Source organism: Bradyrhizobium sp. SSBR45G (assembly GCF_030159255.1).
In the GTDB taxonomy this organism is placed as follows: Bacteria; Pseudomonadota; Alphaproteobacteria; order Rhizobiales; family Xanthobacteraceae; genus Bradyrhizobium.
Map to the genome: position 1 here is coordinate 59,215 of NZ_BSCT01000014.1, position 21,865 is coordinate 81,079.

Below are 21,865 nucleotides of genomic sequence, written 5' to 3' on the forward strand. Positions count from 1 at the left end.
CACCGATTTCAGGACAACGCCGCGCCGACCGGCTGCTGGCACCGAGGGAGATCATCATGGCCTACAAGAACTTCAAGCTCGAAACTGATGCCGACGGCATTGCGCTGATCACCTGGGACATTCCGGGCCGTTCGATGAACGTGCTCGACGAGACCTCGACCAACGAGCTCGAAGCGCTCGTCAAGGAGACCACCGCTGACGCCGCCATCAAGGGCGTCGTCATCACCTCGGCCAAGGAGGCGTTCTGCGCCGGCGCCGATCTGTCGATGCTCGAGGGCATGAACCGGATTTATGCCGACGTGCTGAAGAGCAAGGGCGAGGAAGCCGCCAACCAGATGCTGTTCGACACCAGCCGGCGCTTCTCGCAGATCAATCGGTCGATGGAGACTTCCGGCAAGCCGTGGGTCGCCGCGATCAACGGTCTCGCGCTCGGCGGCGGCTTCGAGATTACCCTGTCATGCCACTACCGCGTCGCGGCCGAGAATCCGAAGACGCGCCTCGGCCTGCCCGAGATCAAGGTCGGCCTGTTCCCCGGTGCAGGCGGCACCCAGCGCGTGCCGCGCATCGTGCAGCCGCAGGATGCGATGAACCTGCTCCTGAAGGGCGAGGCGCTCACGCTCGACAAGGCCAAGGCGCTCAAGCTGGTCGATGCGATCGTGCCTGCCGCGGATCTCATCAAGGCCGCCAAGGACTGGATCAAGGCCGGCGGCAAGGCCGTCGCGCCCTGGGACGAGAAGGGCTTCAAGCTGCCCGGCGGCCCGGTATTCTCCAAGAACGGCATGATGATGTTCCCGGCGGGCAACGCCATCTACCGCCGCGAGACCTACGACAATTATCCGGCCGCGCGCGCCATCATGAGCTGCGTCTATGAAGGCCTGCAGCTGCCGATCGACGCCGCGCTGCGCGTCGAATCGCGCTACTTCACCAAGATCCTGCGCTCGAAGGAAGCCGCGGCGATGATCCGCAGCCTGTTCCTGTCGATGCAGGAATTGAACAAGGGCGCGCGCCGTCCGGCCGATGTTCCGGCAACCAAGATCAAGAAGATCGCCGTGATCGGCGCCGGCTTCATGGGCGCCAGCGTGGGCTACGTCTCGGCGCGCGGCGGGCTCGAGGTCGTGCTGATAGACCGCGACCAGGAGAGCGCCGACAAGGGCCGGGCGCATGCGCAGAGCGTGATCGACGGCCTGGTGAAGAAGGGCCGCGCCAAGCCGGGCGAGGCCGAGGCGATCATGGGCCGCATCACGGCGACCGCCGACTACGCCGTCCTCAAGGACTGCGACCTCGTGATCGAGGCCGTGTTCGAGGACCGCAAGGTCAAGGCCGAGACCTATGCCAAGGCGCAGGCCTATCTCAAGGACGGCGCGATCTTCGCCTCCAACACCTCGACCTTACCGATCACCTCGCTGGCCGAGGAGTTCAAGGACCAGGGCCGCTTCATCGGCATCCACTTCTTCTCGCCGGTCGAGAAGATGATGCTGGTCGAGATCATCATGGGCAAGAACACCGGCGACGTCGCACTCGCAACGGCGCTGGACTATGTCCGCACCATCGGCAAGACGCCGATCGTGGTCAACGACTCCCGCGGCTTCTTCGCCAACCGCTGCGTGATGCGCTACATCGCCGAGGGCAACGAGATGTTCCTCGAAGGCGTGCCGCCGGCGATGATCGAGAACGCCGCCAAGATGGCCGGCATGCCGGTCGGCCCTCTGTCGCTGTCGGACGAGGTCGCGCTCGATCTGGGCCTGAAGATCATGAAGGCGACCGAGCACGATCTCGGGCCCAACGCGATCAACCAGGACCACAAGAAGCTGATGGTCGAGCTGGTCGAGAAGCAGGGCCGCTTCGGCCGCAAGAACGCCAAGGGTTTTTATGACTATCCCGAGAAGGGCAAGGGTCAGAAGAGCCTGTGGCCGGAGCTGCCGTCACTGCAGCCCAAGCATCTCGATCCCGATACGCTCGATGTCGAGGAGCTGAAGCAGCGCTTCCTGGTGGTGCAGGCGGTGGAAGCCGCGCGCACCGTCGAGGACCACGTCATCACCGACGTGCGCGAGGCCGATGTCGGCTCGATCCTTGGCTTTGGCTTCGCGCCGTTCACCGGCGGCACGCTGTCCTACATCGACTTCATGGGCACGAAAAAGTTCGTCGAGCTGTGCCACACATACACGGCCAAATACGGCTCGCGCTTCGCCCCGCCGAAGCTCCTGGAGGAGATGGCCGCCAAGGGCGAAACCTTCTACGGCCGCTTCCCGCCGAAGAAGGCCGCAGCCTGACGATTGCGGGCTGCCTGATGAAGTCTCGATAGCACCGCATTGACGGTGCGCTCCCCTCCCCCTTGCGGGGAGGGGTCGGGGGTGGGGGTCTCAGGAAAAGGTCTCACATGGGTGGCGACGTCCACACCTCGTGCTGCTCAGCGCGGGCTTAGCCTGCATCGCAGCGTGTCGTTTGCAGTCGGTCACCTGCCCTTTCCGTCATTGATGCTGCAGGCAGGCTGGCGGACTCAATCAAAGCCGTCGTGTGGACCCCCACCCCCAACCCCTCCCCGCAAGGGGGAGGGGAGCGCACCGCCACCGTGGTGACACATTGAACGCAATGACGTTCGAGGTGCACTCAAGCTCGCTCGCGCGCGAGACCACGCAAGGATGAGCGTCGCGCCGGCTCTGGCTCACCTCAGCTCCGACACCTCGCCCTCCGGCAGATCGAACTCGAAGGTGTTGAGCGTCATCGACACCATCGTGTAGTAGCCGCACAGGCCGATGATCTCGACCAGGCCGCGCTCGCCGAGCAGTGCGATCGCATCGGCATACAGCGCATCGGTGAGACCATGGCCCTCGTGCAGCGACTTGGCGACGTCGTAGATCATCTTCGCCTTGGGATCGGAGAAGTCCGGCGTGCGGCGGTCGCGGATGGCATCGATGATCTTGATGTCCAATCCGCCCGCAAGCGCCAGGCGCTTATGCGCGTACCATTCGTAATGTGCGGTCCAGTGCCGCGCCGTGACCAGGATCGCGATCTCCGACAGGGCGGCCGGAAACATCGTGTCGTAGCGCAGGATGGCGCCGAGCCGGGTCGCGTGCCGTGCCATCTCCGGGCTGTTGAGCCAGGCCATCATCGGCGGCGGCGGCGAGCCGCGCTTGCTGGCGATCGACTCGTCATAGGTCTGGCGCTGGTCGGCGCTCATTTCGCCAGGCGAAAGAAGTTTCAGGCGCATGGTCGTGTCCTCATATTTCAGGCGGCGGCATCATGACCATAGAACGCCTGACAAGGCGAGGGTGCCTGCGTGCGGCGGCGACATCGATGTTGAATTCCGGGAAGCGCTGAGGTTAGGTCTGTCCAACGACAGCAATCATGGAAACGCGCGAGGACCAGACATGGCCGATCTCGACACATTCCGCCGCGAAACGCGAGCCTGGCTCGAGGCCAACTGCCCGCCGGAGATGCGCCAGCCGATGACCTCCGAGGAGGACACGTTCTGGGGTGGCCGCAACGCAAAGTTCTCCTCGGAGCCGCAGCGCATCTGGTTCGAGCGCATGCGCGACAAGGGCTGGACGGTGCCGCATTGGCCCAGGGAATATGGCGGCGGCGGCCTCGATGGCGAGGAGGCCAAGATCGTGCGCCAGGAAATGGCGGCGATCGGCGCGCGCGCCCCGATCACCTCGTTCGGCATCTCGATGCTCGGGCCGGCGCTGCTGAAATACGGCACGGACGAGCAGAAGCGCGAGCACCTGCCTAAGATCACCGCCGGTCTCATCCGCTGGTGCCAGGGCTATTCGGAGCCGAACGCCGGCTCCGATCTCGCTTCGCTGCAGACCCGCGCCGAGAGCAACGGCGACGACTACATCATCAACGGCCAGAAGATCTGGACGTCCTACGCCAACTACGCCGATTGGATCTTCTGCCTGGTGCGCACCGATCCCACGGCGAAGAAGCATGACGGCATCAGCTTCATCCTGTTCGACATGACGTCGAAGGGCGTCACGACCAAGCCGATCCTGCTGATTTCCGGCCGCTCGCCGTTCTGCGAGACCTTCTTCGACAATGTCCGCGTGCCCAAGGCCAATGTGCTGGGCACGGTCAATCGCGGCTGGGACGTCGCGAAGTACCTGCTGCAGCACGAGCGCGCGATGATCTCCGGCATGGGCGAGCGCGGCGGCAGCCGGCCGCTCGGCCAGGTCGCGGCCGACTCTGTCGGCAGCGACGGGCAAGGCCGGCTCGACGATGCGCTGTTGCGCGCCGAGATCGCGACCTTCGATGTCGACGAAGCCGCGCTCGCGGCCGCGGCCGAGCGCATGGTCGATCTCGCCAAGGCGGGGCAGGGCCATCCGGCGTTCTCGTCAGCGATGAAGTACTACGGCACCGAGCTCAACAAGCGCCGCCACGAGCTGCTGATGTCGTCGGGCGGCATCGACGCGCTCGAGTGGGAGAGCGAGCGCTCCCACGAAGGCGCGCGTCCCCGCGCCTGGCTGCGCACCAAGGCCAACTCGATCGAAGGCGGCACCTCCGAGGTCATGCTCGGCATCGTCGCCAAGCGCATCCTCGATCTGCCGGGGGCGTGAGCGGCTACTCCTCATCCTGAGGAGCGCGCCTCTTGGCGCGCGTCTCGAAGGATGAGGCCCGGACATTGGCCTCATGGTTCGAGACGTGCGCCAAGAGGCGCGCTCCTCACCATGAGGGTTGAGAGCGAAACGTCAGAAGAGATTCAGGAACACGCCATGCCTCTCCTCCTCACCGAAGAACAATCCATGCTGCGCGACAGCGCGCGCGGCCTGATCTCTGATCACGCGCCGGTCGCTCATCTGCGCAAGCTGCGCGACACGCGTGACGCGACAGGTTTCTCCCGCGAGCTGTGGGCCACCTTCGCCGAGATGGGCTTCGCAGGCCTGCTGGTGCCGGAGGAGCACGGCGGCTCCGGCCTCGGAGCGGTCGAGGCCGGTGTCGTGATGGAGGAGATCGGCCGCACCTTGATGCCGTCGCCATTCTTCGCCACTGCGGTGCTCTCGGTGTCTGCGCTGACGCGTGCGGGCTCCGCCGCGCAGAAGTCGGAGGTCCTGCCGAAGATCGCCAGCGGCGCGCTGCTCGCCGCGCTCGCGCTCGATGAAGGCGCCAAGCATCGGCCGTTGCACACTGCCCTGCAGGCCGTGCGCTCCGGCAACGGATTCAAGCTCAGCGGCGCCAAGGCGATGGTGGTCGACGGCCATGTTGCGGACCTGCTGATTGTCGCGGCCCGCAGCGCGGGCGCGCCCGGCGAGCGCGACGGCCTGACCCTGTTCCTGGTCGATCCCAAGGCCAAGGGCGTCGCGATCGAGCGCACCATCATGGTCGATGCCCACAACGCCGCGCGGGTCACGCTCGACAATGTCGAGGTCACCGCGGATCACGTGCTCGGCGACGTCGATGGTGGCGCGGGCGTGCTGAGCGGCGTGCTCGATCTCGGCCGCGGCGCCGTCGCCTCGGAGATGGTCGGCCTGAGCGAGGAAGTGTTCGGCCGCACCGTCGCGTACCTCAAGGAGCGCAAGCAGTTCGGCAAGGCGATCGGCGAATTCCAGGCGCTGCAGCATCGCGCTGCGCACCTCTATATCGAGATCGAGATCACCCGCGCCGCGGTGCTGAAGGCGCTGCAGACGCTCGATGCTGACCCCGCGGGCGCCACAGCCGCCGTCGCCGTGGCGAAAGCGCGCGCTGGCGCCACCGCGACCCGCGCGGTGCAGGAGGGCGTGCAGATGCATGGCGGCATGGGCATGACCGACCAGTTCGACATCGGCTTCTTCATGAAGCGCGCGCGTCTCTGCGAGGAGCTGCTGGGCGATGCCAACTTCCATGCGGCCCAGCTGGCGCAGATGAGGGGATATTGAGTGAGGCGGCGTTCACTCGCGAGGAACGACATGCTTCGCAAGCAGCCGTGGTCGAGCCACACCACCGGTGTCGTCCCGGCGAACGCCGGGACCCATAACCACAGGACATCGTGGTAAGGTGAGCAGGTAGCTCCAGCCTTCGCCAAAGCCCGGACGGTGGCTATGGGTCCCGGCTCAAGGCCGGGACGACACCGTGGGTGTTGGGCCAATATCGACCCTCAGTTGAAGCATGCCATCTTCCAAGACCGCGACCCGTTGTAAATCGCAACTTCGGAGTTCGCGACAAAGAGCGCGCCGTCATCGACGACGCGCTCTTGCCGCATCAGTGATGCATCGGCGCCTTCGCCGGCGGCAGCAGCACCTTGTCGATGACGTGGATGACGCCGTTCGAGGCGACGATGTCGGCTTGCACCACATGGGCATCGTTGACCTGCACGCCGAAGAAGGTGCCGTCGACGGCAACCGTCTGGCCCTGCGCGGTCTTCACGTTCAGCTTCTTGCCGGCGACGTCACCGGCCTTCACCGCGCCCGGAATGACGTGATACTTCAGGATCGCGGCGAGCTTGCCCTTGTTCTTCGGCTTCAGGAGATCCTCGACGGTGCCGGGCGGTAGCGCCGCGAACGCGGCATCGGTCGGCGCAAACACCGTGAAAGGCCCCTTGCTCTTCAGCACCGGCACGACGCCCGCGGCCTTCGCGGCAGCCACCAGCGTCTTGAACTGGCCGGCGCCGACGGCGGTGTCGACGATATCGGCAGCGCGTGCCGCCGTTGCTGACATGGAGAGCGCGCCCAGCATCAACGCGCCGGCTACGAACGAACGAAATCCCAGCATCATCCGATTTTTCCCTGTGAACTGAACTGATGAGTTGGCTGATGCGCAAACAGGATTTGCGGCCCTTGTTCGCCCTGTGACCCAGGGTCGCATCACCCAGACCGGATTGGTCGTGATCGTTACGATCGATGGGCCCGGATGGATTTTCGGGGGTGGTCACGAACTCGTGAGCCTGTGCACCTGCGCGGTATACGGAGGCCGCGATCCGGATGAATCCGCTGAACTAATTGCGCGATCTGCGCCGGTGAGCTGCCCGTCGTGCCAATTTGTCGCAACCCGACGGGCGTTGTGTCGTCGGGCAAATCACCGGCACAGTCGCTGCCGTCTTGGCCCACAAGAGGGACGCTTCGCGGTCGTCACGGGTGTCGGGCTGATGATGCGATGGCCGCATCGGATCGCAGCGTGAGCTGATCGCGCCGACGAACGATTGCGATGCGGACGGGAAGACGTGTGGTCCTGGCGCCCCGATGCTGGCGCCAAGTCGGCGGGTGATGATGATCCTGCCGGCGACGGTGGCTAACAAGCCGGACACCGGGGAGAGCGCGCCATAACCGTTAGACCCGTCGCGCAGGGAGGGCCGGGTCGTTCCGGCTGTACCTGTGGTTCCTGCCGCCTGCATTTTTTTCGCAGGCGGGCCACGGGCCTCAGCCGAGGCCCGGCCTTCCCTGCGCCCTCTGTTTCGGAGAGGGCGGACGAATTTGAAAAGCTCGGGCGCGTGACGCGTCGCGAGAAGGTCAGGCCATGCTCCGTCATTGCGAGCGAAGCGAAGCAATCCAGAATCTTTACAACAGCCCTGGATCGCTTCGTCGCGTTGCTCATCGCGATGACGGTGGACGTGTGCAGAGATCCTTACCGGATCGGCGGCGCGTACTGGATGCCGCCCGCGTTCCACAGCTGGTTCATGCCGCGCGGGATCTTCAGCTTGGACTCGCTGCCGACGTTGCGCTCATAGACCTCGCCATAGTTGCCGACGTGACGGATGATGCGCGCCGCCCAGTCCTTCGACAGGCCGAGATCCTGGCCGTAGCTGCCCTCGTTGCCGACCAGCCGCATCACGTCCGGCTTCTTCGACTTCAGCGCCTCGTCGATGTTCTTGGAGGTGATGCCGAGCTCCTCGGCATTGATCATCGCATACAGCGTCCACTTCACGATCATCATCCAGTCGTCGTCGCGCTGCCGCACCACCGGCGCGAGCGGCTCCTTGGAGATCAGGTCGGGCAGGATGTCGTGATCGCCGGGCTTCGTCAGGATCAGGCGCAGTGCATAGAGCTGCGAGACGTCGGCGGTGAAGGTGTCGCATCTGCCGCTGTCATACGCCTTGATCACGTCGTCGAGCTTCGGCAGCTTGATTTCCTCGTACTTCATGTTGTTGGCGCGGAAGTAGTCGCCGAGGTTCAGCGCGTTGGTGGTCGAGTCCTGCACGCAGACCTTGCTGCCGTTGAGGTCGAGCGCGGTCTCGAGCTTGCGCGCGCGCGGCACCATGAAGCCCTGGCCGTCGTAATAGGCGACGGCCGGGAAATACAGGTCGTAGTTCTGCTCGCGCGCCATCGACCAGGTGGTGTTGCGCGACAGGATGTCGACCTTGCGGCTCTGCAGCTCCTTGAAGCGCTCATTGGCGTCGAGCGGGACGAACCTCGCCTTCTTGGGATCGTCGAAGATCGCCGCCGCGACCGCGCGGCAGAAGTCGACGTCGAAGCCGGTCCAGTTGCCCTTGTCGTCGGGAATCGAGAAGCCGGGCAGGCCGGCATTGACGCCGCACAGCACCTCGCCGCGGCGGACGGTGCGCTTCAAGGTGCGGGTGTCGTACATCTCGTAGGCGACGGCGAGCGCCGCCACGAGGACGGCGACGGCGAGCCCGATCAGCAGGCCGCCTCGGAAAGTGCGCATGGTCAATCTCTTTCGGAAAATGTCAGGACAAAGCGATGGCTGGAAAATCGGCGGCCTTGGCCGCCGTCACAGTTCCGGCTTCTGTCGCACCACGATCTTGGTGCCGACGGGCACGCGGTCATAAAGATCGGCGACATCGGCATTCACCAGGCGGAAGCAGCCGGAGGAAATCTTGGTGCCGATCGTCCAGGGCTGGTTGGTGCCGTGGATGCGGTACACGGTGGTGCCCAGATACATCGCGCGCGCGCCCAGGGGATTGCCGGGTCCGCCGGCCATGAAGCGCGGCAGATAGGGTTGGCGCTGGATCATCTCCGGCGGCGGCGTCCAGTCCGGCCACTCGGCCTTCTTGGTGATCGAGAGCAGCCCCTGCCACTGGAAGCCGTCACGGCCGACACCGATGCCGTAGCGAATGGCGCGGCCGCCCGGCTGGACCAGATAGAGGTGGCGTTCGGCGGTGGAGACGATGATCGTGCCCGGCGGCTCGGTGGTGCGGAAATAGACCACCTGCTTGCGCCATTCGGGATCGAGCTCGTAGCCGTCATCGGCGACGAGGCCGGGCTGATCGCCGGGGTCCTCGGACTGGGCGAAGCTGTGCGATGCGGACAGGGCCAGCGCGATGATGGCGCTGGTGGCACAAAGCAGGCGACGGAAACTCGGCATTCAAAGCTCTCCTCAACGGACCCCTGCGAAGCTCGCCCGATCAAATCCACCCGCCAAATTTCAGGGGCATATTCGACGCAAAGTCAAGGTGAGCGCGGGGTGTCCGCTGTCATCCAAGCTTCATCCAGAGCCGCAGCAGGAAGGCGACGGTGGCGACGGTCGCGACGCCCGCGAGCCACAGGCCTGCGAACCAGGCCAGTCGTTTTGCGAGCGGGGCGGGCTGCTCGGAGGACATTAATGATAGCCGGCGTCGTGCCCGACCTTGCCGCGGAACACCCAATAGGCCCAGGCGGTGTAGCCGAGGATCAGCGGCACCAGCACGAGCACGCCGGGCAGCATCAGCAGCTGGCTGCGCTCGGGCGCCGCCGCCTGCCAGATGGTGACGCTCTGCGGCACGACATAGGGATACATGCTGATGCCAAGGCCGGTGTAGGACAGCAAGAACAGCCCCAGCGCCAGGAAGAACGGCCAGCCGTCGCGCTTCTGCGCGAGGTTCTTCATCAGCAGCACGGTGACGCCGATGACGGCGAGCGGCACCAGCGCGGTCAGGAAGATCGCGGGCCGGGTGAACCAGCGCTGTGCGTATTGAAGGGGGAGCAGCGGTGTCGCCAGGCTGACCGCGGCGATCGCGAGCAGCATCGCGAACATCAGAACCCAGCTGATCCGGTAGGCCTTGTCGCGCAGGTCGCCTTCGGTCTTCAGGATCAGCCAGGTCGCGCCGAGCAGCGCATAGCCGACGACGAGCGAGACGCCGGTCAGGATGCTGAACGGCGTCAGCCAGTCCCACCAGCCGCCGGCATAGTGCCGTCCTTCGACATGCACGCCCTGCAGGATGGCGCCGAGCGCGATGCCCTGCGCCAGCGAAGCGACCCAGGAGCCGCCGGTGAAGGCGATGTCCCACAGATTGCGCTGGGCGCGGGTGCGCCAGCGGAACTCGAAGGCGACGCCGCGGAAGATCAGCCCGACCAGCATGGCGATCAGCGGCGCATACAGCGCCGGCATCAGGATGGAATAAGCGAGCGGGAAGGCCGCCATCAGGCCGCCGCCGCCGAGCACCAGCCAGGTCTCGTTGCCGTCCCACACCGGAGCGACGGTGTTGGTGATGACGTCGCGGTCCTGCTTGCCTGGAAACAGCGGGAACAGGATGCCGAGCCCGAGATCGAAGCCGTCCATCACGACATAGATGAACACGGCGAGCGCGATGATGAAGGCCCAGAGCACGGTGAGGTCGAAGGCGATGGTCATGAGCCGGCTCCCTGCGCGACGCCGGCGGCGGGCGTGATGCCCGCGGTGCGGGTCGGCTGCTCGCCGCTCGGTCCACGCTCGCCGGCGTGCGGCGGCTCAGCCATCAGGCGCAGGATGTACAGCACGCCGGCGGCGAAGATGATGAAATAGACGATGATGAAGGCGAGCAGCGACGTTCCAACGGCCGGTGCGGCCAGCGGCGAGACGGAGTCCGCGGTGCGCAGCAGCCCGTATACGGTGAACGGCTGGCGGCCGGTCTCGGTGGTGATCCAGCCGGCGATCACGGCGATGAAGCCGGCCGGTCCCATGGTGATCGCAAACCAGTGCAGGCCGCGATTGATGTACAGCCGGCCGCGCCAGCGCTCCCACAGGCTGAACAGGCCGAGCGCGAGCATCAGCATGCCCAGGCCGACCATGATGCGGAACGACCAGAACGTGATCGGCACCGGCGGCCAGTCCTTGCGCGGCACGGTGTCGAGCCCGGCCATCGGCGCGTCGATCTGGTGCTTGAGGATCAGCGAGCCGAATTTGGGGATGCCGAGCGCCCATTTCAGCTCGCCCTTGGCCTGGTCGGGCCAGCCGAACAGATACAGCGGCGCGCCGTCCTTGTGGCTCTCGAAATGGCCTTCCATGGCCATGATCTTCACCGGCTGGTGCTCGAGCGTGTTGAGACCATGCTGATCGCCGGCCAGGATCTGCATCGGCGCCACCAGCGCCGCCATCCACATCGCCATCGAGAACATCACGCGCGGCCCCGGCAGATGCGGATTGCGCAGCAGATGCCAGGCGCCGACCGCGCCGACCACGAGCGAGGTGGTGAGATACGCCGCCAGCACCATGTGGACGAGGCGGTAGGGAAAGGAGGGGTTGAAGATCACCTCGAGCCAGTCGACCGAGACGAACTGGCCTTCGGCATTGACGGCATAGCCTGTGGGCGTCTGCATCCAGGAATTCGCCGAGAGGATCCAGAACGCCGAGATCAAGGTGCCGATCGCGACCATCAGGGTGGCGAGGAAGTGCAGTCTCGGGCCGACGCGCTTGAGGCCGAACAGCATGACGCCGAGGAAGCCGGCCTCGAGGAAGAACGCGGTGAGCACCTCATAGGCCATCAGCGGGCCGATCACCGGTCCGACCTTGTCGGAGTAGACCGACCAGTTGGTGCCGAACTGGTACGACATCACGATGCCGGAGACGACGCCCATGCCGAAGGCGATGGCGAAGATCTTGAGCCAGTAGTTGAAGACGTTGAGATAGACGTCGCGTCCCGTCCACAGCCACAGCGCTTCGAGCACGGCGAGGTAGGAGGCGAGCCCGATCGAGAAGGCCGGGAAGATGATGTGGAAGATCACCGTGAAGGCGAATTGCGCGCGCGCCAGTTCCACCGCATCCAAACCGAACATCCTTGACCGTCCGTCATCTGCGGGCCGCGCTCGGCCCCTCGGCGCGGACAATTGCACCGGCAGGAGACGAGATCAAATGGTCAAATCGCCCTGGCTGGCGCGCGGGCCTGCCCAAACGACGAAGACCCGGCGGGGGCATCCGCCGGGTCTTCGGAGCAACCTTGGAGGTGGGAATTTGCTCACTCAAAACCGGGGTCAGCTGGGGGACTGACGCCCGGTTGATGGGAAACGTTGTAGCGGCCGAAATTTTCCAGCTGATTTCGCCGATTGTTTCAATTGTTTCATTCGGCGATTTTCTCGACGTCGTCGTCACGGGCACTCGCCGGAACGTCGGTCCCGGCGAGCAGGCAAGCTCAGGCGGCGAGGCTGTTAACGCCGGCGACGCGCAGCAGTTCCGCGAGGTGCTTGCGGGCATAGAACATGCGGGTCTTCACCGTGCTCTGCGGGATGCCGATGATCTGGCCGACCTCTTCGACCGACTTCTCGTGGTAGTAGATCAGCGTGATGATCTCGCGATGTGCCGGCGACAGCTTGGCGACGCAGGCGCGCAGGATGGCGCTGGTCGTGGCGCGCTCGAGCGAGGTCTCGGGCGTGTCGGAGTCGTCGGCGATCTCGCGGACCTCATCCTGGTCGATGTCCTCGAAGCGGCGCTGGCGCAGCGCGGTCAGCGCCTTGAAGCGGGCGATCGAGAGCAGCCAGGTCGAGACCTGCGAACGGCCCTCGAACTGCTTGGCGGTGCGCCAGACGTCCAGGAACACCTGGCTGACCAGGTCCTCGGCGATCGTTGTGTCGCGGACGATGCGCAGGATGAAGCGATAGACCCGCACATTGTGACGCGCATAAAGCGTGTGCATCGCGGTCCGATCGCCATCGGAAATGCTCTCCAGGAGCATGTCGTCCGTGGTCGCCTGGGCCGCGATGATGCCCTGGCTGGCTGCGGAATTGATGGCAACGACGTTCTGCATGGCACTCTCCCGTTCCGCCGCCCCCTTGCGGCGTTTCGACGGGATGGATTGTTAATGAGCGCCCGTTTCGGGACGTCTGCACGAAAATGGGAAAATGGTTTCGTCGCCGGCGAGAAGTGTTTCGTCGCACCGCACATCGCGAAACAGTCGTGGCGGAATTGTGCCTTATTCCAAGACGAGGAAACGCAGGTTCCGCAAGGTGGAAATGCCGGGAGAAAAACCCGCCGGCGCCGCTCGATCCTTCGACCGGCCTCAGGCCTTCTCGCCCGCCGGCGAAAACAGATAGCCGCCGCCGCGGATGGTCCGGATCACAGCCGGTTTGGTCGGATCCGGCTCGATCTTGCGCCGGATTCGCATGATTCGCAGGTCGACGGCCCGATCGAACGCCTCGGCATCCCTGGCGTTGGCGAGTTCCAGCAGCCGCTCGCGCGACAGCACCCGCTTCGGGTTGGCGGCGAACACCTTGAGCAGGCCGAACTCGGAAGCCGTCAGTGGATGCTCATTGCCCTCATCGTCCCGCAGCGCCTGTGCGTCCAGATCCAGCCATTTGGTGCCGAAGCGGACCAGCTGGGGGTCCTTGGCCTTGACGGCGGCCGGTTCGGGGACGGCGGCCACTGCCGCCTTGGCCGGGACGCTGCGGCGCAGCACGGACCGGATCCGGGCCATCAATTCGCGCAATTCGCACGGCTTGGCGACGTAGTCGTCGGCGCCGAGCTCGAGACCGACCACGCGGTCGATCGGGCTGGCGGTGGCGGTCAGCATGATGACGGGGATGTTGGTACGGCCCTTGAGGTCGCGGATGATCGACAATCCGTCTTCCTCGGGCATGTTGAGATCGAGCACGACCAGATCGGCGGGGCCGGTTTCGATGGCGCTGCGCAGGCTCTTGCCGCCGTCACACAGCGTCACGGTGAAGCCGTGCATCTTGAGGTAATCGCCCACCATCTCGCGGGCGGGGGCCTCATCGTCGACGATGATGATGTGCTGGCTCTGACTCATGACAATTCGGCCGCAGGCAGTGTGATGGTGAAGGTTGACCCCGATCCCGGCCCATCGCTCTTGGCCGTTACCTCGCCACCATGCATGTCGACGATGCGTTTGACAATCGACAGGCCGAGCCCGGTCGAGCTCTCGCCGGCGGTCGGCTTGGCCGACAGCCGCTGGAACCGGCCAAATAGCCGGCCGAGATCCTCGGGTGACAGCCCGGCGCCCTGGTCGGTGATGCCGATGATGGTGTTGTCACCGTCGCTGCTGACGCTCACGCCGATCCGCCCGCCGATCGGGCTGTACTTGATCGCGTTGCTCAAGAGATTGTCGATCGCCTCGCGGACGCGGTCGATGTCGCACATGGTCGACAGAAGCGGCGGTGCTGCGACCGCAATGACCTGCTGCTTGTTGAGCGCCAGCGGCTGGTTGGCTTCGACCACCTCGTGGACCAGGGCTGCAATGTCCACCGGCTCACGGCGGATGGTGATGTCGAACGCATCGGCCATCGCATCGGAGATCAGGTGGTCGACCATCGAGGTCAGCCGCTTGGCCGCGTCGCGGATGTGCCCGACCTGGCTGGTGATGCCATCGGCGGAGGCCCCGGTTGCGATCAGCTCGGTCAGCATCTCCGTGCGGCCGAGGATGACGCCGAGCGGATTCTTCAGGTCATGGGCGACGGTCCCCAGGATCTCGTTCTTGAAGCCGTTGGCGCGCTGCAGCCGCAGCCACTGCGCCGAGAGCCGCCGGTTGGCCTGCATCAGCGCGCGGGTGCGCTGGGCGACGCGATCCTCGAGCTGGGTGTTGGCCTCATGCAGCTGCTGATACAGGATCACGTTGTCGAAGGCGATCGAGAGGCGGCTGGAGAATATCTCGACCAGCGAGCGGTCGGTCTCGGACAGCGGCCGCTCCGCCTGCAGCAGCACCACGACCTCGCGGCCGGAGCCGGTGCGGATATAGAGCACGGTGCGGTGATCCGCGAATTCATTGCTACGTTGCTTGAAGGCAGCCTCGACCATGTCGCGCAGGTCGGGATCGAGCGATCGCGAGGTGACGGCGCCGCAGAAGCGGCTGTAGCAGCCGGAGCCGGCCAGCACCGAGAAGTCCTCGGTCGGACTGCCATCATCGCGCAGCACCAGGATTCCTGCGCAATCGACATTGAGCAGCGATGCGATCTGGGTCAGCACGCCCTCGGCGAGCCGCTGCATCGACTTGAAATCGTACAGCGTCGAAGCGGCATCGATGATGATCTCGAGGCCGCGCCTTGTCTGCACCATGCGCTCGAGCTGCTGATAGCTGCGCAGCGCCGCGGTGAGCGAGGTGAACAGCTTGTCGGCGGTGAGCTCGGTCTTGGCCTTGTAGTCGTTGATGTCGTACTGCACGATGACGCGCCGCTCCGGCGCCTGGCCGGGCTGGCCGGTGCGCAGGATGATGCGGACGGTCTCGTTCTTGATCTCGTTGCGGATGTATTCGACGAGCTCGAGACCGGCGACGTCAGTCTCCATGATGACGTCGAGCAGCACCGCGGCGATGTCGGTGTGCTCCCGCATCAGGGTGCGGCCCTCGGCTGCCGAATAGGCGGAGAGAATTTCGAGCCCCTGGCCGTTCAGGCTGTAGTCCGACAGCGCAAAGCGCGTCCCATCGTGCACGGCATGGTCGTCGTCGATGACGGCGATCTTCCATTTCCGGGCCGATTGATCGTCCTCCGCGAAGCCGGTGTCGTCGATCAGGTGGAGGACATCGTCCTGTTCGGCCATTGCGTCGTTCCGTCACCCATTGCTGTCTCGGTGCCGCCCTTGGCGACCCGAGGCATGATAATCCGAAAGGTCGTGCCTTGTCCCTCGCGGGATTCCAGCATCATGCGGCCGCCGAGCTGCTGCGTCACGAGATTATAGACGATATGCAGCCCCAATCCCGTCCCGCCCTCGTTGCGCCGCGTGGTGAAGAACGGATCGAAGGCCTGGCGCTGGACGTCCGGGGTCATGCCGGCGCCGTTATCGGCGAAAATGATCTCGATGTCATCAGCGCCGCGCGCCCGCGCGGTGATCGAGATGGTCCCGGAGCGGCCGTCGGCAAAGGCGTGGTTGACGGCATTGAGGAACAGATTGGTCAGGATCTGGCCGTAGAACCCGGGATAGCCGTCGATGAAAAGTCCCTCGGGGACGTCGACCGAGAGCGTGATCGGGGCGCGCTTGAGCACCGGCTTCAGGCTGGTGATGATCTGATCGGTCGCCTCGCTCAGGACGAAGGTCCGCCGCTCCGCATGCGAGCGGTCGACGGCCACCTGCTTGAACGACTGGATCAGCTCGCCGGCGCGGTGCAGGTTGGCGACCAACTGCTCGGAGGCGTCGCGCGAGGAGCGCACGAAATCCTCCAGCTGCGACCGCCGCAGGCCGCCTTCGGGCGAGCGCAGCGCCGCCTCGAACATCTCCACCCGGCGCGCGAAGCTCGACGCCACCGTCAGGCTGATGCCGATCGGGTTGTTGACCTCATGCGCAACGCCGGCGACCAAGCCGCCGAGTGCCGCCAGTCGCTCGGCATCGATCAGATTGCGTTGCGCGGCATTGAGCTCGAGCAGCGCGCTCTCGGCCTTTTCCTTCGCGGTGCGCAGCTCGTCCTCGGTCTTGCGCTTGGCGATCGCATTCTCGCGGAAGATCTCGACCGCGCGGGCCATCGCCCCGACCTCGTCGCGCGCGTCGGTGCCCTGGACCTTGCGATCATAATCGCCGAGCGTGATCGCGCGCATCGAGGCCATGATCTGTTGCAGCGGGAGACGGATCGAGAGCGCGATCAGGACGCCGGCCGACAGGATGATGCCGAGGAAGATCACCGCGATCGACAGCACGCGGCGGGAGATGTCGCGCAGCGTCTTGTCGAACGTCGTCTGCGCCTTCTGCTCGTGCTGGCGCATCTTCACCGAGAGGCCATCGATGACGGCGATGGTCTCCGCCTGGCTCGCATCGATGGTGTTGCGCAGGAGCTCGGTGCGGTTGGTCAATTGATCCGTCAGCTTGGAAAACCCGGCCCGCAGCGCCGCTGTCCGCGCCGACAGCCGCTGCAGCGCGAGACGCTGCAGGTCGTTGTCGGCGAGGCCCGACATCACCGGAATGGTCTTTTCGATCGTCTCGATGTTGCGGCGGGCGTCATCCGCGGAGGCGGGCGTGAGCGACAGGTAATAGGAATTGGCGGCCACCAGCATCGCCGTAAAGGCCTCGCGCGACTTGCCGAGCGATGGCCAGATCTGCGCATCCCGGTGACCGGTCGCGCCTTCGATCACCGAGTAGAGCCCGGCGATGTCGCGGCCCGGACCGAGCACCTCTTCCTCATAGGTCTTGGAAATCGTCGCCTGCAGACCACGCAGCTCGCCGAAGCCGTCGAGGAAGCGCACCGTGACGCGCTCCAGCTCTTCGACCGAGTCCGACAGCATCGGATCGGTCGAAGCGCGCGTCGTTAACGTGCCGAGCACGGCCTCGCGCAGCAGCAGGATCTCGGCGAACAGCTCCGGGCTCGGCTGGTTGATGTAGCGGTGAATGAGGTTCTGCAGCCGGCTGGTCTCGCTCTCCAGCAGGGCCAGCACCTTGTCGGACTCGCGGACCTGGCGGACATCGTCCCAGGCCGTGCCCAGCACCTGCGCGCCGTTCCAGATCAACGCGGCGAGCACGATCACGACGGCCGAGTTCAGCGCGGCAATCGACAGGATGCGCCAGCGGATGGGCACTGCCCGCAGCACGCGGACGATCCGCGCCCGGCCCAGGGCCGCCGGGCTGAGCGGCCGCTTGACGGGTCCCCGTTGTTCCGATTGCGCCACGATGGCTACCTCGGATCGCTCGGCGGGACCACGCCTCGGCGCGATTGCCGGCGCGCAGCCGGGATCCATTGCTGCAGCGCAGCTAGTCCGGCCATGGAACGCACGGCGCGAGATCGGACGCGTGAAGATTGCGACCGACACCCTGCGCCCGCCGTAGCCCGCGTGAGCACCGGCGTGGCGTCCACTCTCGAGGTCGACGAAAGACGGGCGCGGTACACAGGCAACACTTTCCCCTTGATGATGAGGTCAGCCCGCAGACGAAAAGGTTCAATGCAGTCCCAGCGAGGTGCTATAAGGCCATTCTGACGCCAAAGCGAAGCGCGTCAATGATTTGTCAAAAAGTTGTTGCAGCCGGTAGTTGTGCGGGCCTTATATTGGTCCGATTGCGATCTTCAGCCGGCTGAATGTCAGTCATCGAAATTGGAGATGGTGTGAGGTGACGGTCCTCCTGCGTTCGATTTCGATCGGAATTGTCATCTGCACCGCGCTGTGCGCCGCCACGGCCCAGGCCGCCACCGAGATCAATTGGTGGCACGCGATGTCGGGCGAGCTCGGCAAACAGGTCGAGCGTCTCGCGGCCGACTTCAATGCCTCGCAGTCCGACTTCCGCATCGTGCCGAGCTACAAGGGCAGCTACACCGAAACCGTGACCGCCGCGATCTTCGCGTTCCGCTCCCGCAGCCAGCCGGCCATCGTGCAGGTCAACGAGATCGCGACGGCCACCATGACGGCTGCGAAGGGCGCGATCTATCCCGTCCATGAGCTGATGCATGACGAGCAGGAGAGCTTCTCGCCCTCGGCCTATCTGCCGGCCGTCACCGGCTACTACGCCGATGCCGAGGGCAACATGCTGTCGTTTCCGTTCAATGCCTCGACGCCGATTCTCTACTACAACAAGGATCAGTTCCGCGCCGCCGGGCTCGATCCCGCCGTCGCTCCCAGGACCTGGCCCGAACTCGGACAGGCGGCCAAGCGGCTGCGCGAGCACGGCATGGCCTGCGGCTTCACGACGTCGTGGCCGGCGTGGATCAATGTCGAGAATCTGTCGGCCTTCCACAATCTGCCGATCGCGACCCGCGCCAACGGCTTTGCCGGTCTCGATGCCGTGCTCACCTTCAACAATCCCGAGGTCGTCCGCCATGTGGCGCAGCTCGCGGAATGGCAGAAGAGCAAGGTGTTCGACTATGCCGGCCGCGGACAGGCGGCCGAGCCACGCTTCCAGAAGGGCGAATGCGGCATCTTCATCGGCTCCTCGGCCACCCGCGCCGACATCAAGGCGAATTCGAAGTTCGAGGTTGGCTACGGGATGATGCCATACTGGCCTGACGTCGCAGGCGCGCCGCAGAACGCGATCATCGGCGGCGCAACCTTGTGGGTGCTGCGCGACCGTCCGGCTGCGGAGTACAAGGGCGTCGCCAGGTTCTTCGCCTATCTGTCGCGTCCCGACGTCCAGGCCGCCTGGCACCAGAACACGGGCTATCTGCCGATCACCCAGGCGGCATTCGATCTGACGCGCGCGCAGGGGTTCTACGATCGCAATCCCGGAACGGCGATTTCGATCGAGCAGGTGACGCTGCATCCGCCGACCGAGAACTCACGCGGTCTCCGGCTCGGCTCCTTCGTGCTGATCCGCGACGCCATCGAGGACGAGATGGAGCACGCTTTCAGCGGCCGCAAGAAGGCCCAGGCGGCGCTCGATGCGGCCGTCGAGCGCGGCAACCGGCTGCTGCGCCAGTTCGAGCGCGCGAGCCCCGATCGTTGAGCATGCTGCTGCCGTCAATTTCCGATGCTGCTCAGCTCAAGCGTCTGCGCGCCGATGTGCCGCGTTGGCTGCCGGTCGCGTCCGATATCGCTCGCGCCCACGGTCATGATCACGCGCGGCTCGTGCCGTTCCCGGCTGGCACCAACCTCGTCGTCGCGCTGGGCGACGAGCTGATCTTGAAGATCTTCCCGTCGTTGCTGCGCGGCCAGTTCCTGTCCGAGCGGACGACCTTGCGCCTGCTCGCCGGGCGGGTCGATAACGTCAGCACCCCCGAGCTGCGGCACGAGGGGCAGCGCGACGGCTGGTCCTATCTGATCATGACCCGGCTCGACGGTGTTCCGGCTTCGGAGGTCTGGGGGCAGATGCCGGAGCAGACCAAGCAGATCTTGCTCTGGCAGCTCGGCCGCCTGATCGCCGCCGTGCAGCGCGTCCCGTCCGGCGAGCTGCTCGCGCTTGGTCCGCGCTGGCGGGATTTTTTGCAGAAGCAGATGGCCGGATGCCATGCGCGTCACCAGCGGCTTGGCCTGCCGGCGGTCTTGCTTGCCGGGCTGGACGATCTCCTGCGCGAGGCCTCGGCCCTGCTGCCGGATGATCCGCCGCCGGTCATCCTGACCGGCGAATACATTCCGGAGAATTTCCTCGTCGCGCGCGATGGCGATGGCTGGCGCGTCAGCGGCCTGTTCGACTTCGGCGACGTCATGACGGGCTTCGGCGAGTACGATCTGCTCGGGCCGAGCGCCTTCATGGCCGCGGGCCATCCCAGGCGCGTGCGCGCGCTGTTCGAAGGCTATGGTGTCGCAGCCGCCGATATGGACTGGCAGCTGAAGCGTCGACTGATGGCCTTGCTGATGCTGCATCAGGCGAGTGATCCCGTCCGGCACATCTGCATTCCGGACTGGCCGTCCAAGGTCAGAAATTTCGATGAGCTGCAGCGCCTGATCTGGCCCGATTGAGAAGCGGGCCGTTCAGCCCTTGCTCTGGATCAGCTTGGCCGCACGCGCGAGCACGTCGGAGACGGCGGCCAATCCTGATCCTGCTCCTGCACCGCCGCCCCAGCCGGCGACGTAGCCGCCGCCCAGCGCCCGCACCTTCGCGAGCGCGCTCGTGATCAGCGCCCGGCACTGCGTGACCGCGGACAGCGCCTGCGCCTTGCTCGTCGCAGCCCGCAGCTTCGCCGCGGCGTTGCTGAGCGCGCGGCGTGTCTCCGGCACGCCGGGCGCGGTGATGTCGTTGCTCAATTTGTCCAGGACATTGGCGACGCAGTCGTACAGCGCCTTGCCGGTGTTGGCGGCGCAGGCCGACAGGCCGCCATTGGCCGTCACCGCTGCGGCGGCCATTCCGGCATCGGCGCGCGCCGGGCCGCTGCCGAACGTGCTTACACCGATGATGACGAGCATCAGCGCGAGAGGGCCCATCCAACGAACTTGCCGGTGAAGGCACGCCATTGCGGTCATCACCGGCTCAGCCCTTGCTCTGGATCAGCTGGATCGCGCGCGACAGCACGCCCGAGATCGAGGTCAATCCACTGTCGCCCCAGCTCGGGACGTAGCCGCCGCCGATCGCCCGCACCTTCTTCAGGGCGCCGGATATGGCGGCTTGGCAGCGCGCAATCGCCGAGACGGCCTGGGCCTTGGTCGTCGCGGCCCGCAATCCGGCGGCTGCGGTCTGCAGCGCCTCCTGTGTTTCCAGGCGTCTGGGGGCGCCAATGCTGGATGCCAAGTGGTCGAGCACGTCGGCAACGCAGTTGTAGAGGTCCTTGCCCTGCTTGCTCCTGCAGGCGCCCAGCTCGCCGACCGCCACGGTCGACGCGGCATCGAAGATGGCCGACGCCATCGCAGGCCGCATCGGCAAAGAGCCGACGAGCATGACCAGCGCCAGCATCGCCACGAGCGGCCAGCGTCCCGGTCGCGTCGGGGACCTGCCGGGCGCTGCTTCAAAAATATGGGCGATCGTCACGTTGTCCTCCTGACGTGATTCGTCTGGCTGCCCGGCTCTAGCCCTTGCTCTGGATCAGCTGGATGGCGCGCGACAGCACGCCCGAGATCGCGGTCACGCCGGCATAATCGCCACCGACGGCACGAGCTCGTTGGATCAAGGCGGAGATGGCCGCCTTGCAGCGCGCAAGAGCGGAGATGGCCTGCGTCTTGGAATTGGCGGCGCGCAGCCCCTCGGACGCCGCCTGCAATGCGCGATGCGTCTCCGGGACATTGATGGATGCGATGCGGGAGTTCAGCCGGTCGAGGACGTCGGCGACGCAGTTGTAGAGGTCCTTGCCCTTGTTGTTGCCGCAGGCGCCGAGTCCGCCGACGGCCTCGCCGGACGCGGCGATCAAGGCGGCTGATGCCATGGCCGGTCGCGCCGGCAGGGCGCCGACGAGCATGACCAGCGCCAGCATCGCCATGAGCAGCCAACGCCTCGATTGCGTCGTGGATCTGCTGGCCGCCGTCTCGAAAATACCGCCGATCGTCATGTC

Annotated in this window: 19 protein-coding genes; 5 read left to right on the top strand and 14 right to left on the bottom strand. The window is 65.6% G+C overall.

The genetic code is table 11. The features are described from left to right. The first annotated feature begins 56 nt into the window (after positions 1 to 56). Positions 57 to 2,270, top strand: coding sequence for a 3-hydroxyacyl-CoA dehydrogenase NAD-binding domain-containing protein (locus QQL87_RS17860; RefSeq protein ID WP_284421513.1), 2,214 nt, complete (start codon positions 57 to 59; stop codon positions 2,268 to 2,270). A gap of 392 nt (positions 2,271 to 2,662) precedes the next feature. Here the strand turns inward: QQL87_RS17860 and QQL87_RS17865 are convergent, their stop codons facing one another. Continuing rightward, on the bottom strand, positions 2,663 to 3,208 hold the full coding sequence (locus QQL87_RS17865) for a carboxymuconolactone decarboxylase family protein (RefSeq protein ID WP_284421512.1): 546 nt from the start codon (positions 3,206 to 3,208) through the stop codon (positions 2,663 to 2,665). 160 nt (positions 3,209 to 3,368) lie between these two features. Between QQL87_RS17865 and QQL87_RS17870 the strand changes: the two genes are divergently transcribed. Further along, positions 3,369 to 4,553, top strand: a complete 1,185-nt coding sequence (locus QQL87_RS17870) for an acyl-CoA dehydrogenase family protein (protein ID WP_284421511.1) — start codon at positions 3,369 to 3,371, stop codon at positions 4,551 to 4,553. A gap of 156 nt (positions 4,554 to 4,709) precedes the next feature. Next, positions 4,710 to 5,849, top strand: a complete 1,140-nt coding sequence (locus tag QQL87_RS17875) for an acyl-CoA dehydrogenase family protein (protein ID WP_284421510.1) — start codon at positions 4,710 to 4,712, stop codon at positions 5,847 to 5,849. A 322-nt stretch (positions 5,850 to 6,171) separates the two neighbouring features. Here the strand turns inward: QQL87_RS17875 and QQL87_RS17880 are convergent, their stop codons facing one another. From QQL87_RS17880 to QQL87_RS17930, 10 genes are all read right to left on the bottom strand, one after another. Then, positions 6,172 to 6,627 (bottom strand): fasciclin domain-containing protein, encoded by a 456-nt coding sequence (locus QQL87_RS17880; protein ID WP_284421508.1) that lies wholly within the window; start codon positions 6,625 to 6,627, stop codon positions 6,172 to 6,174. A gap of 903 nt (positions 6,628 to 7,530) precedes the next feature. Next, positions 7,531 to 8,568 (bottom strand): amino acid ABC transporter substrate-binding protein, encoded by a 1,038-nt coding sequence (locus tag QQL87_RS17890; protein ID WP_284421507.1) that lies wholly within the window; start codon positions 8,566 to 8,568, stop codon positions 7,531 to 7,533. Positions 8,569 to 8,634: 66 nt separating this feature from the next. Then, complete coding sequence (locus tag QQL87_RS17895) at positions 8,635 to 9,228, bottom strand: L,D-transpeptidase (protein ID WP_284421506.1); 594 nt, start codon at positions 9,226 to 9,228, stop codon at positions 8,635 to 8,637. Positions 9,229 to 9,337: 109 nt separating this feature from the next. After that, positions 9,338 to 9,463: a DUF2474 family protein gene (locus tag QQL87_RS17900; protein ID WP_284421505.1), complete on the bottom strand. Its 126-nt coding sequence runs from the start codon at positions 9,461 to 9,463 to the stop codon at positions 9,338 to 9,340. Beyond that, complete coding sequence (gene cydB / locus QQL87_RS17905) at positions 9,463 to 10,473, bottom strand: cytochrome d ubiquinol oxidase subunit II (RefSeq protein WP_284421504.1); 1,011 nt, start codon at positions 10,471 to 10,473, stop codon at positions 9,463 to 9,465. The genes QQL87_RS17900 and cydB overlap by 1 nt, the downstream gene beginning before the upstream one ends. Next, positions 10,470 to 11,873 (bottom strand): cytochrome ubiquinol oxidase subunit I, encoded by a 1,404-nt coding sequence (locus QQL87_RS17910; protein WP_284421502.1) that lies wholly within the window; start codon positions 11,871 to 11,873, stop codon positions 10,470 to 10,472. Before QQL87_RS17910 ends, cydB begins: the two co-directional genes overlap by 4 nt. A 353-nt stretch (positions 11,874 to 12,226) precedes the next feature. Further along, positions 12,227 to 12,838, bottom strand: a complete 612-nt coding sequence (locus tag QQL87_RS17915; protein WP_284421500.1) for a sigma-70 family RNA polymerase sigma factor — start codon at positions 12,836 to 12,838, stop codon at positions 12,227 to 12,229. 252 nt (positions 12,839 to 13,090) lie between these two features. After that, positions 13,091 to 13,837, bottom strand: a complete 747-nt coding sequence (locus QQL87_RS17920; RefSeq protein WP_284421499.1) for a response regulator — start codon at positions 13,835 to 13,837, stop codon at positions 13,091 to 13,093. Then, on the bottom strand, positions 13,834 to 15,579 hold the full coding sequence (locus QQL87_RS17925; RefSeq protein ID WP_284421498.1) for an ATP-binding response regulator: 1,746 nt from the start codon (positions 15,577 to 15,579) through the stop codon (positions 13,834 to 13,836). The genes QQL87_RS17920 and QQL87_RS17925 overlap by 4 nt, the downstream gene beginning before the upstream one ends. Continuing rightward, complete coding sequence (locus tag QQL87_RS17930) at positions 15,549 to 17,540, bottom strand: sensor histidine kinase (RefSeq protein WP_284421546.1); 1,992 nt, start codon at positions 17,538 to 17,540, stop codon at positions 15,549 to 15,551. The genes QQL87_RS17925 and QQL87_RS17930 overlap by 31 nt, the downstream gene beginning before the upstream one ends. 526 nt (positions 17,541 to 18,066) lie before the next feature. On the opposite strand from QQL87_RS17930, the gene ugpB reads away from it, so the two are divergent. Further along, positions 18,067 to 19,392 (top strand): sn-glycerol-3-phosphate ABC transporter substrate-binding protein UgpB, encoded by a 1,326-nt coding sequence (gene ugpB, locus QQL87_RS17935; RefSeq protein WP_284421497.1) that lies wholly within the window; start codon positions 18,067 to 18,069, stop codon positions 19,390 to 19,392. Positions 19,393 to 19,394: 2 nt separating this feature from the next. Continuing rightward, positions 19,395 to 20,345, top strand: coding sequence for an aminoglycoside phosphotransferase family protein (locus QQL87_RS17940; RefSeq protein WP_284421496.1), 951 nt, complete (start codon positions 19,395 to 19,397; stop codon positions 20,343 to 20,345). 12 nt (positions 20,346 to 20,357) lie between these two features. On the opposite strand, the gene QQL87_RS17945 is transcribed toward QQL87_RS17940, so the two are convergent. Genes QQL87_RS17945 through QQL87_RS17955 form a run of 3 tightly spaced genes read right to left on the bottom strand, consistent with a single transcriptional unit; the run spans position 20,358 to position 21,862 of the window. Continuing rightward, positions 20,358 to 20,807, bottom strand: a complete 450-nt coding sequence (locus QQL87_RS17945; protein WP_284421495.1) for a hypothetical protein — start codon at positions 20,805 to 20,807, stop codon at positions 20,358 to 20,360. A gap of 46 nt (positions 20,808 to 20,853) precedes the next feature. After that, a complete protein-coding gene (locus tag QQL87_RS17950; protein ID WP_284421494.1) occupies positions 20,854 to 21,348 on the bottom strand; it encodes a hypothetical protein in 495 nt (164 codons plus the stop codon). Positions 21,349 to 21,385: 37 nt separating this feature from the next. After that, on the bottom strand, positions 21,386 to 21,862 hold the full coding sequence (locus QQL87_RS17955; RefSeq protein ID WP_284421492.1) for a hypothetical protein: 477 nt from the start codon (positions 21,860 to 21,862) through the stop codon (positions 21,386 to 21,388). Positions 21,863 to 21,865 lie beyond the last annotated feature (3 nt).

Coding starts and splice junctions, on each gene's coding strand:
- QQL87_RS17860 (WP_284421513.1), top strand. CDS start 57: ATGGCCTACAAGAACTTCAAGCTCGAAACTGATGCCGACGGCATTGCG.
- QQL87_RS17865 (WP_284421512.1), bottom strand. CDS start 3,208: ATGCGCCTGAAACTTCTTTCGCCTGGCGAAATGAGCGCCGACCAGCGC.
- QQL87_RS17870 (WP_284421511.1), top strand. CDS start 3,369: ATGGCCGATCTCGACACATTCCGCCGCGAAACGCGAGCCTGGCTCGAG.
- QQL87_RS17875 (WP_284421510.1), top strand. CDS start 4,710: ATGCCTCTCCTCCTCACCGAAGAACAATCCATGCTGCGCGACAGCGCG.
- QQL87_RS17880 (WP_284421508.1), bottom strand. CDS start 6,627: ATGTCAGCAACGGCGGCACGCGCTGCCGATATCGTCGACACCGCCGTC.
- QQL87_RS17890 (WP_284421507.1), bottom strand. CDS start 8,568: ATGCGCACTTTCCGAGGCGGCCTGCTGATCGGGCTCGCCGTCGCCGTC.
- QQL87_RS17895 (WP_284421506.1), bottom strand. CDS start 9,228: ATGCCGAGTTTCCGTCGCCTGCTTTGTGCCACCAGCGCCATCATCGCG.
- QQL87_RS17900 (WP_284421505.1), bottom strand. CDS start 9,463: ATGTCCTCCGAGCAGCCCGCCCCGCTCGCAAAACGACTGGCCTGGTTC.
- cydB (WP_284421504.1), bottom strand. CDS start 10,473: ATGACCATCGCCTTCGACCTCACCGTGCTCTGGGCCTTCATCATCGCG.
- QQL87_RS17910 (WP_284421502.1), bottom strand. CDS start 11,873: ATGTTCGGTTTGGATGCGGTGGAACTGGCGCGCGCGCAATTCGCCTTC.
- QQL87_RS17915 (WP_284421500.1), bottom strand. CDS start 12,838: ATGCAGAACGTCGTTGCCATCAATTCCGCAGCCAGCCAGGGCATCATC.
- QQL87_RS17920 (WP_284421499.1), bottom strand. CDS start 13,837: ATGAGTCAGAGCCAGCACATCATCATCGTCGACGATGAGGCCCCCGCC.
- QQL87_RS17925 (WP_284421498.1), bottom strand. CDS start 15,579: ATGGCCGAACAGGACGATGTCCTCCACCTGATCGACGACACCGGCTTC.
- QQL87_RS17940 (WP_284421496.1), top strand. CDS start 19,395: ATGCTGCTGCCGTCAATTTCCGATGCTGCTCAGCTCAAGCGTCTGCGC.
- QQL87_RS17945 (WP_284421495.1), bottom strand. CDS start 20,807: ATGGGCCCTCTCGCGCTGATGCTCGTCATCATCGGTGTAAGCACGTTC.
- QQL87_RS17955 (WP_284421492.1), bottom strand. CDS start 21,862: ATGACGATCGGCGGTATTTTCGAGACGGCGGCCAGCAGATCCACGACG.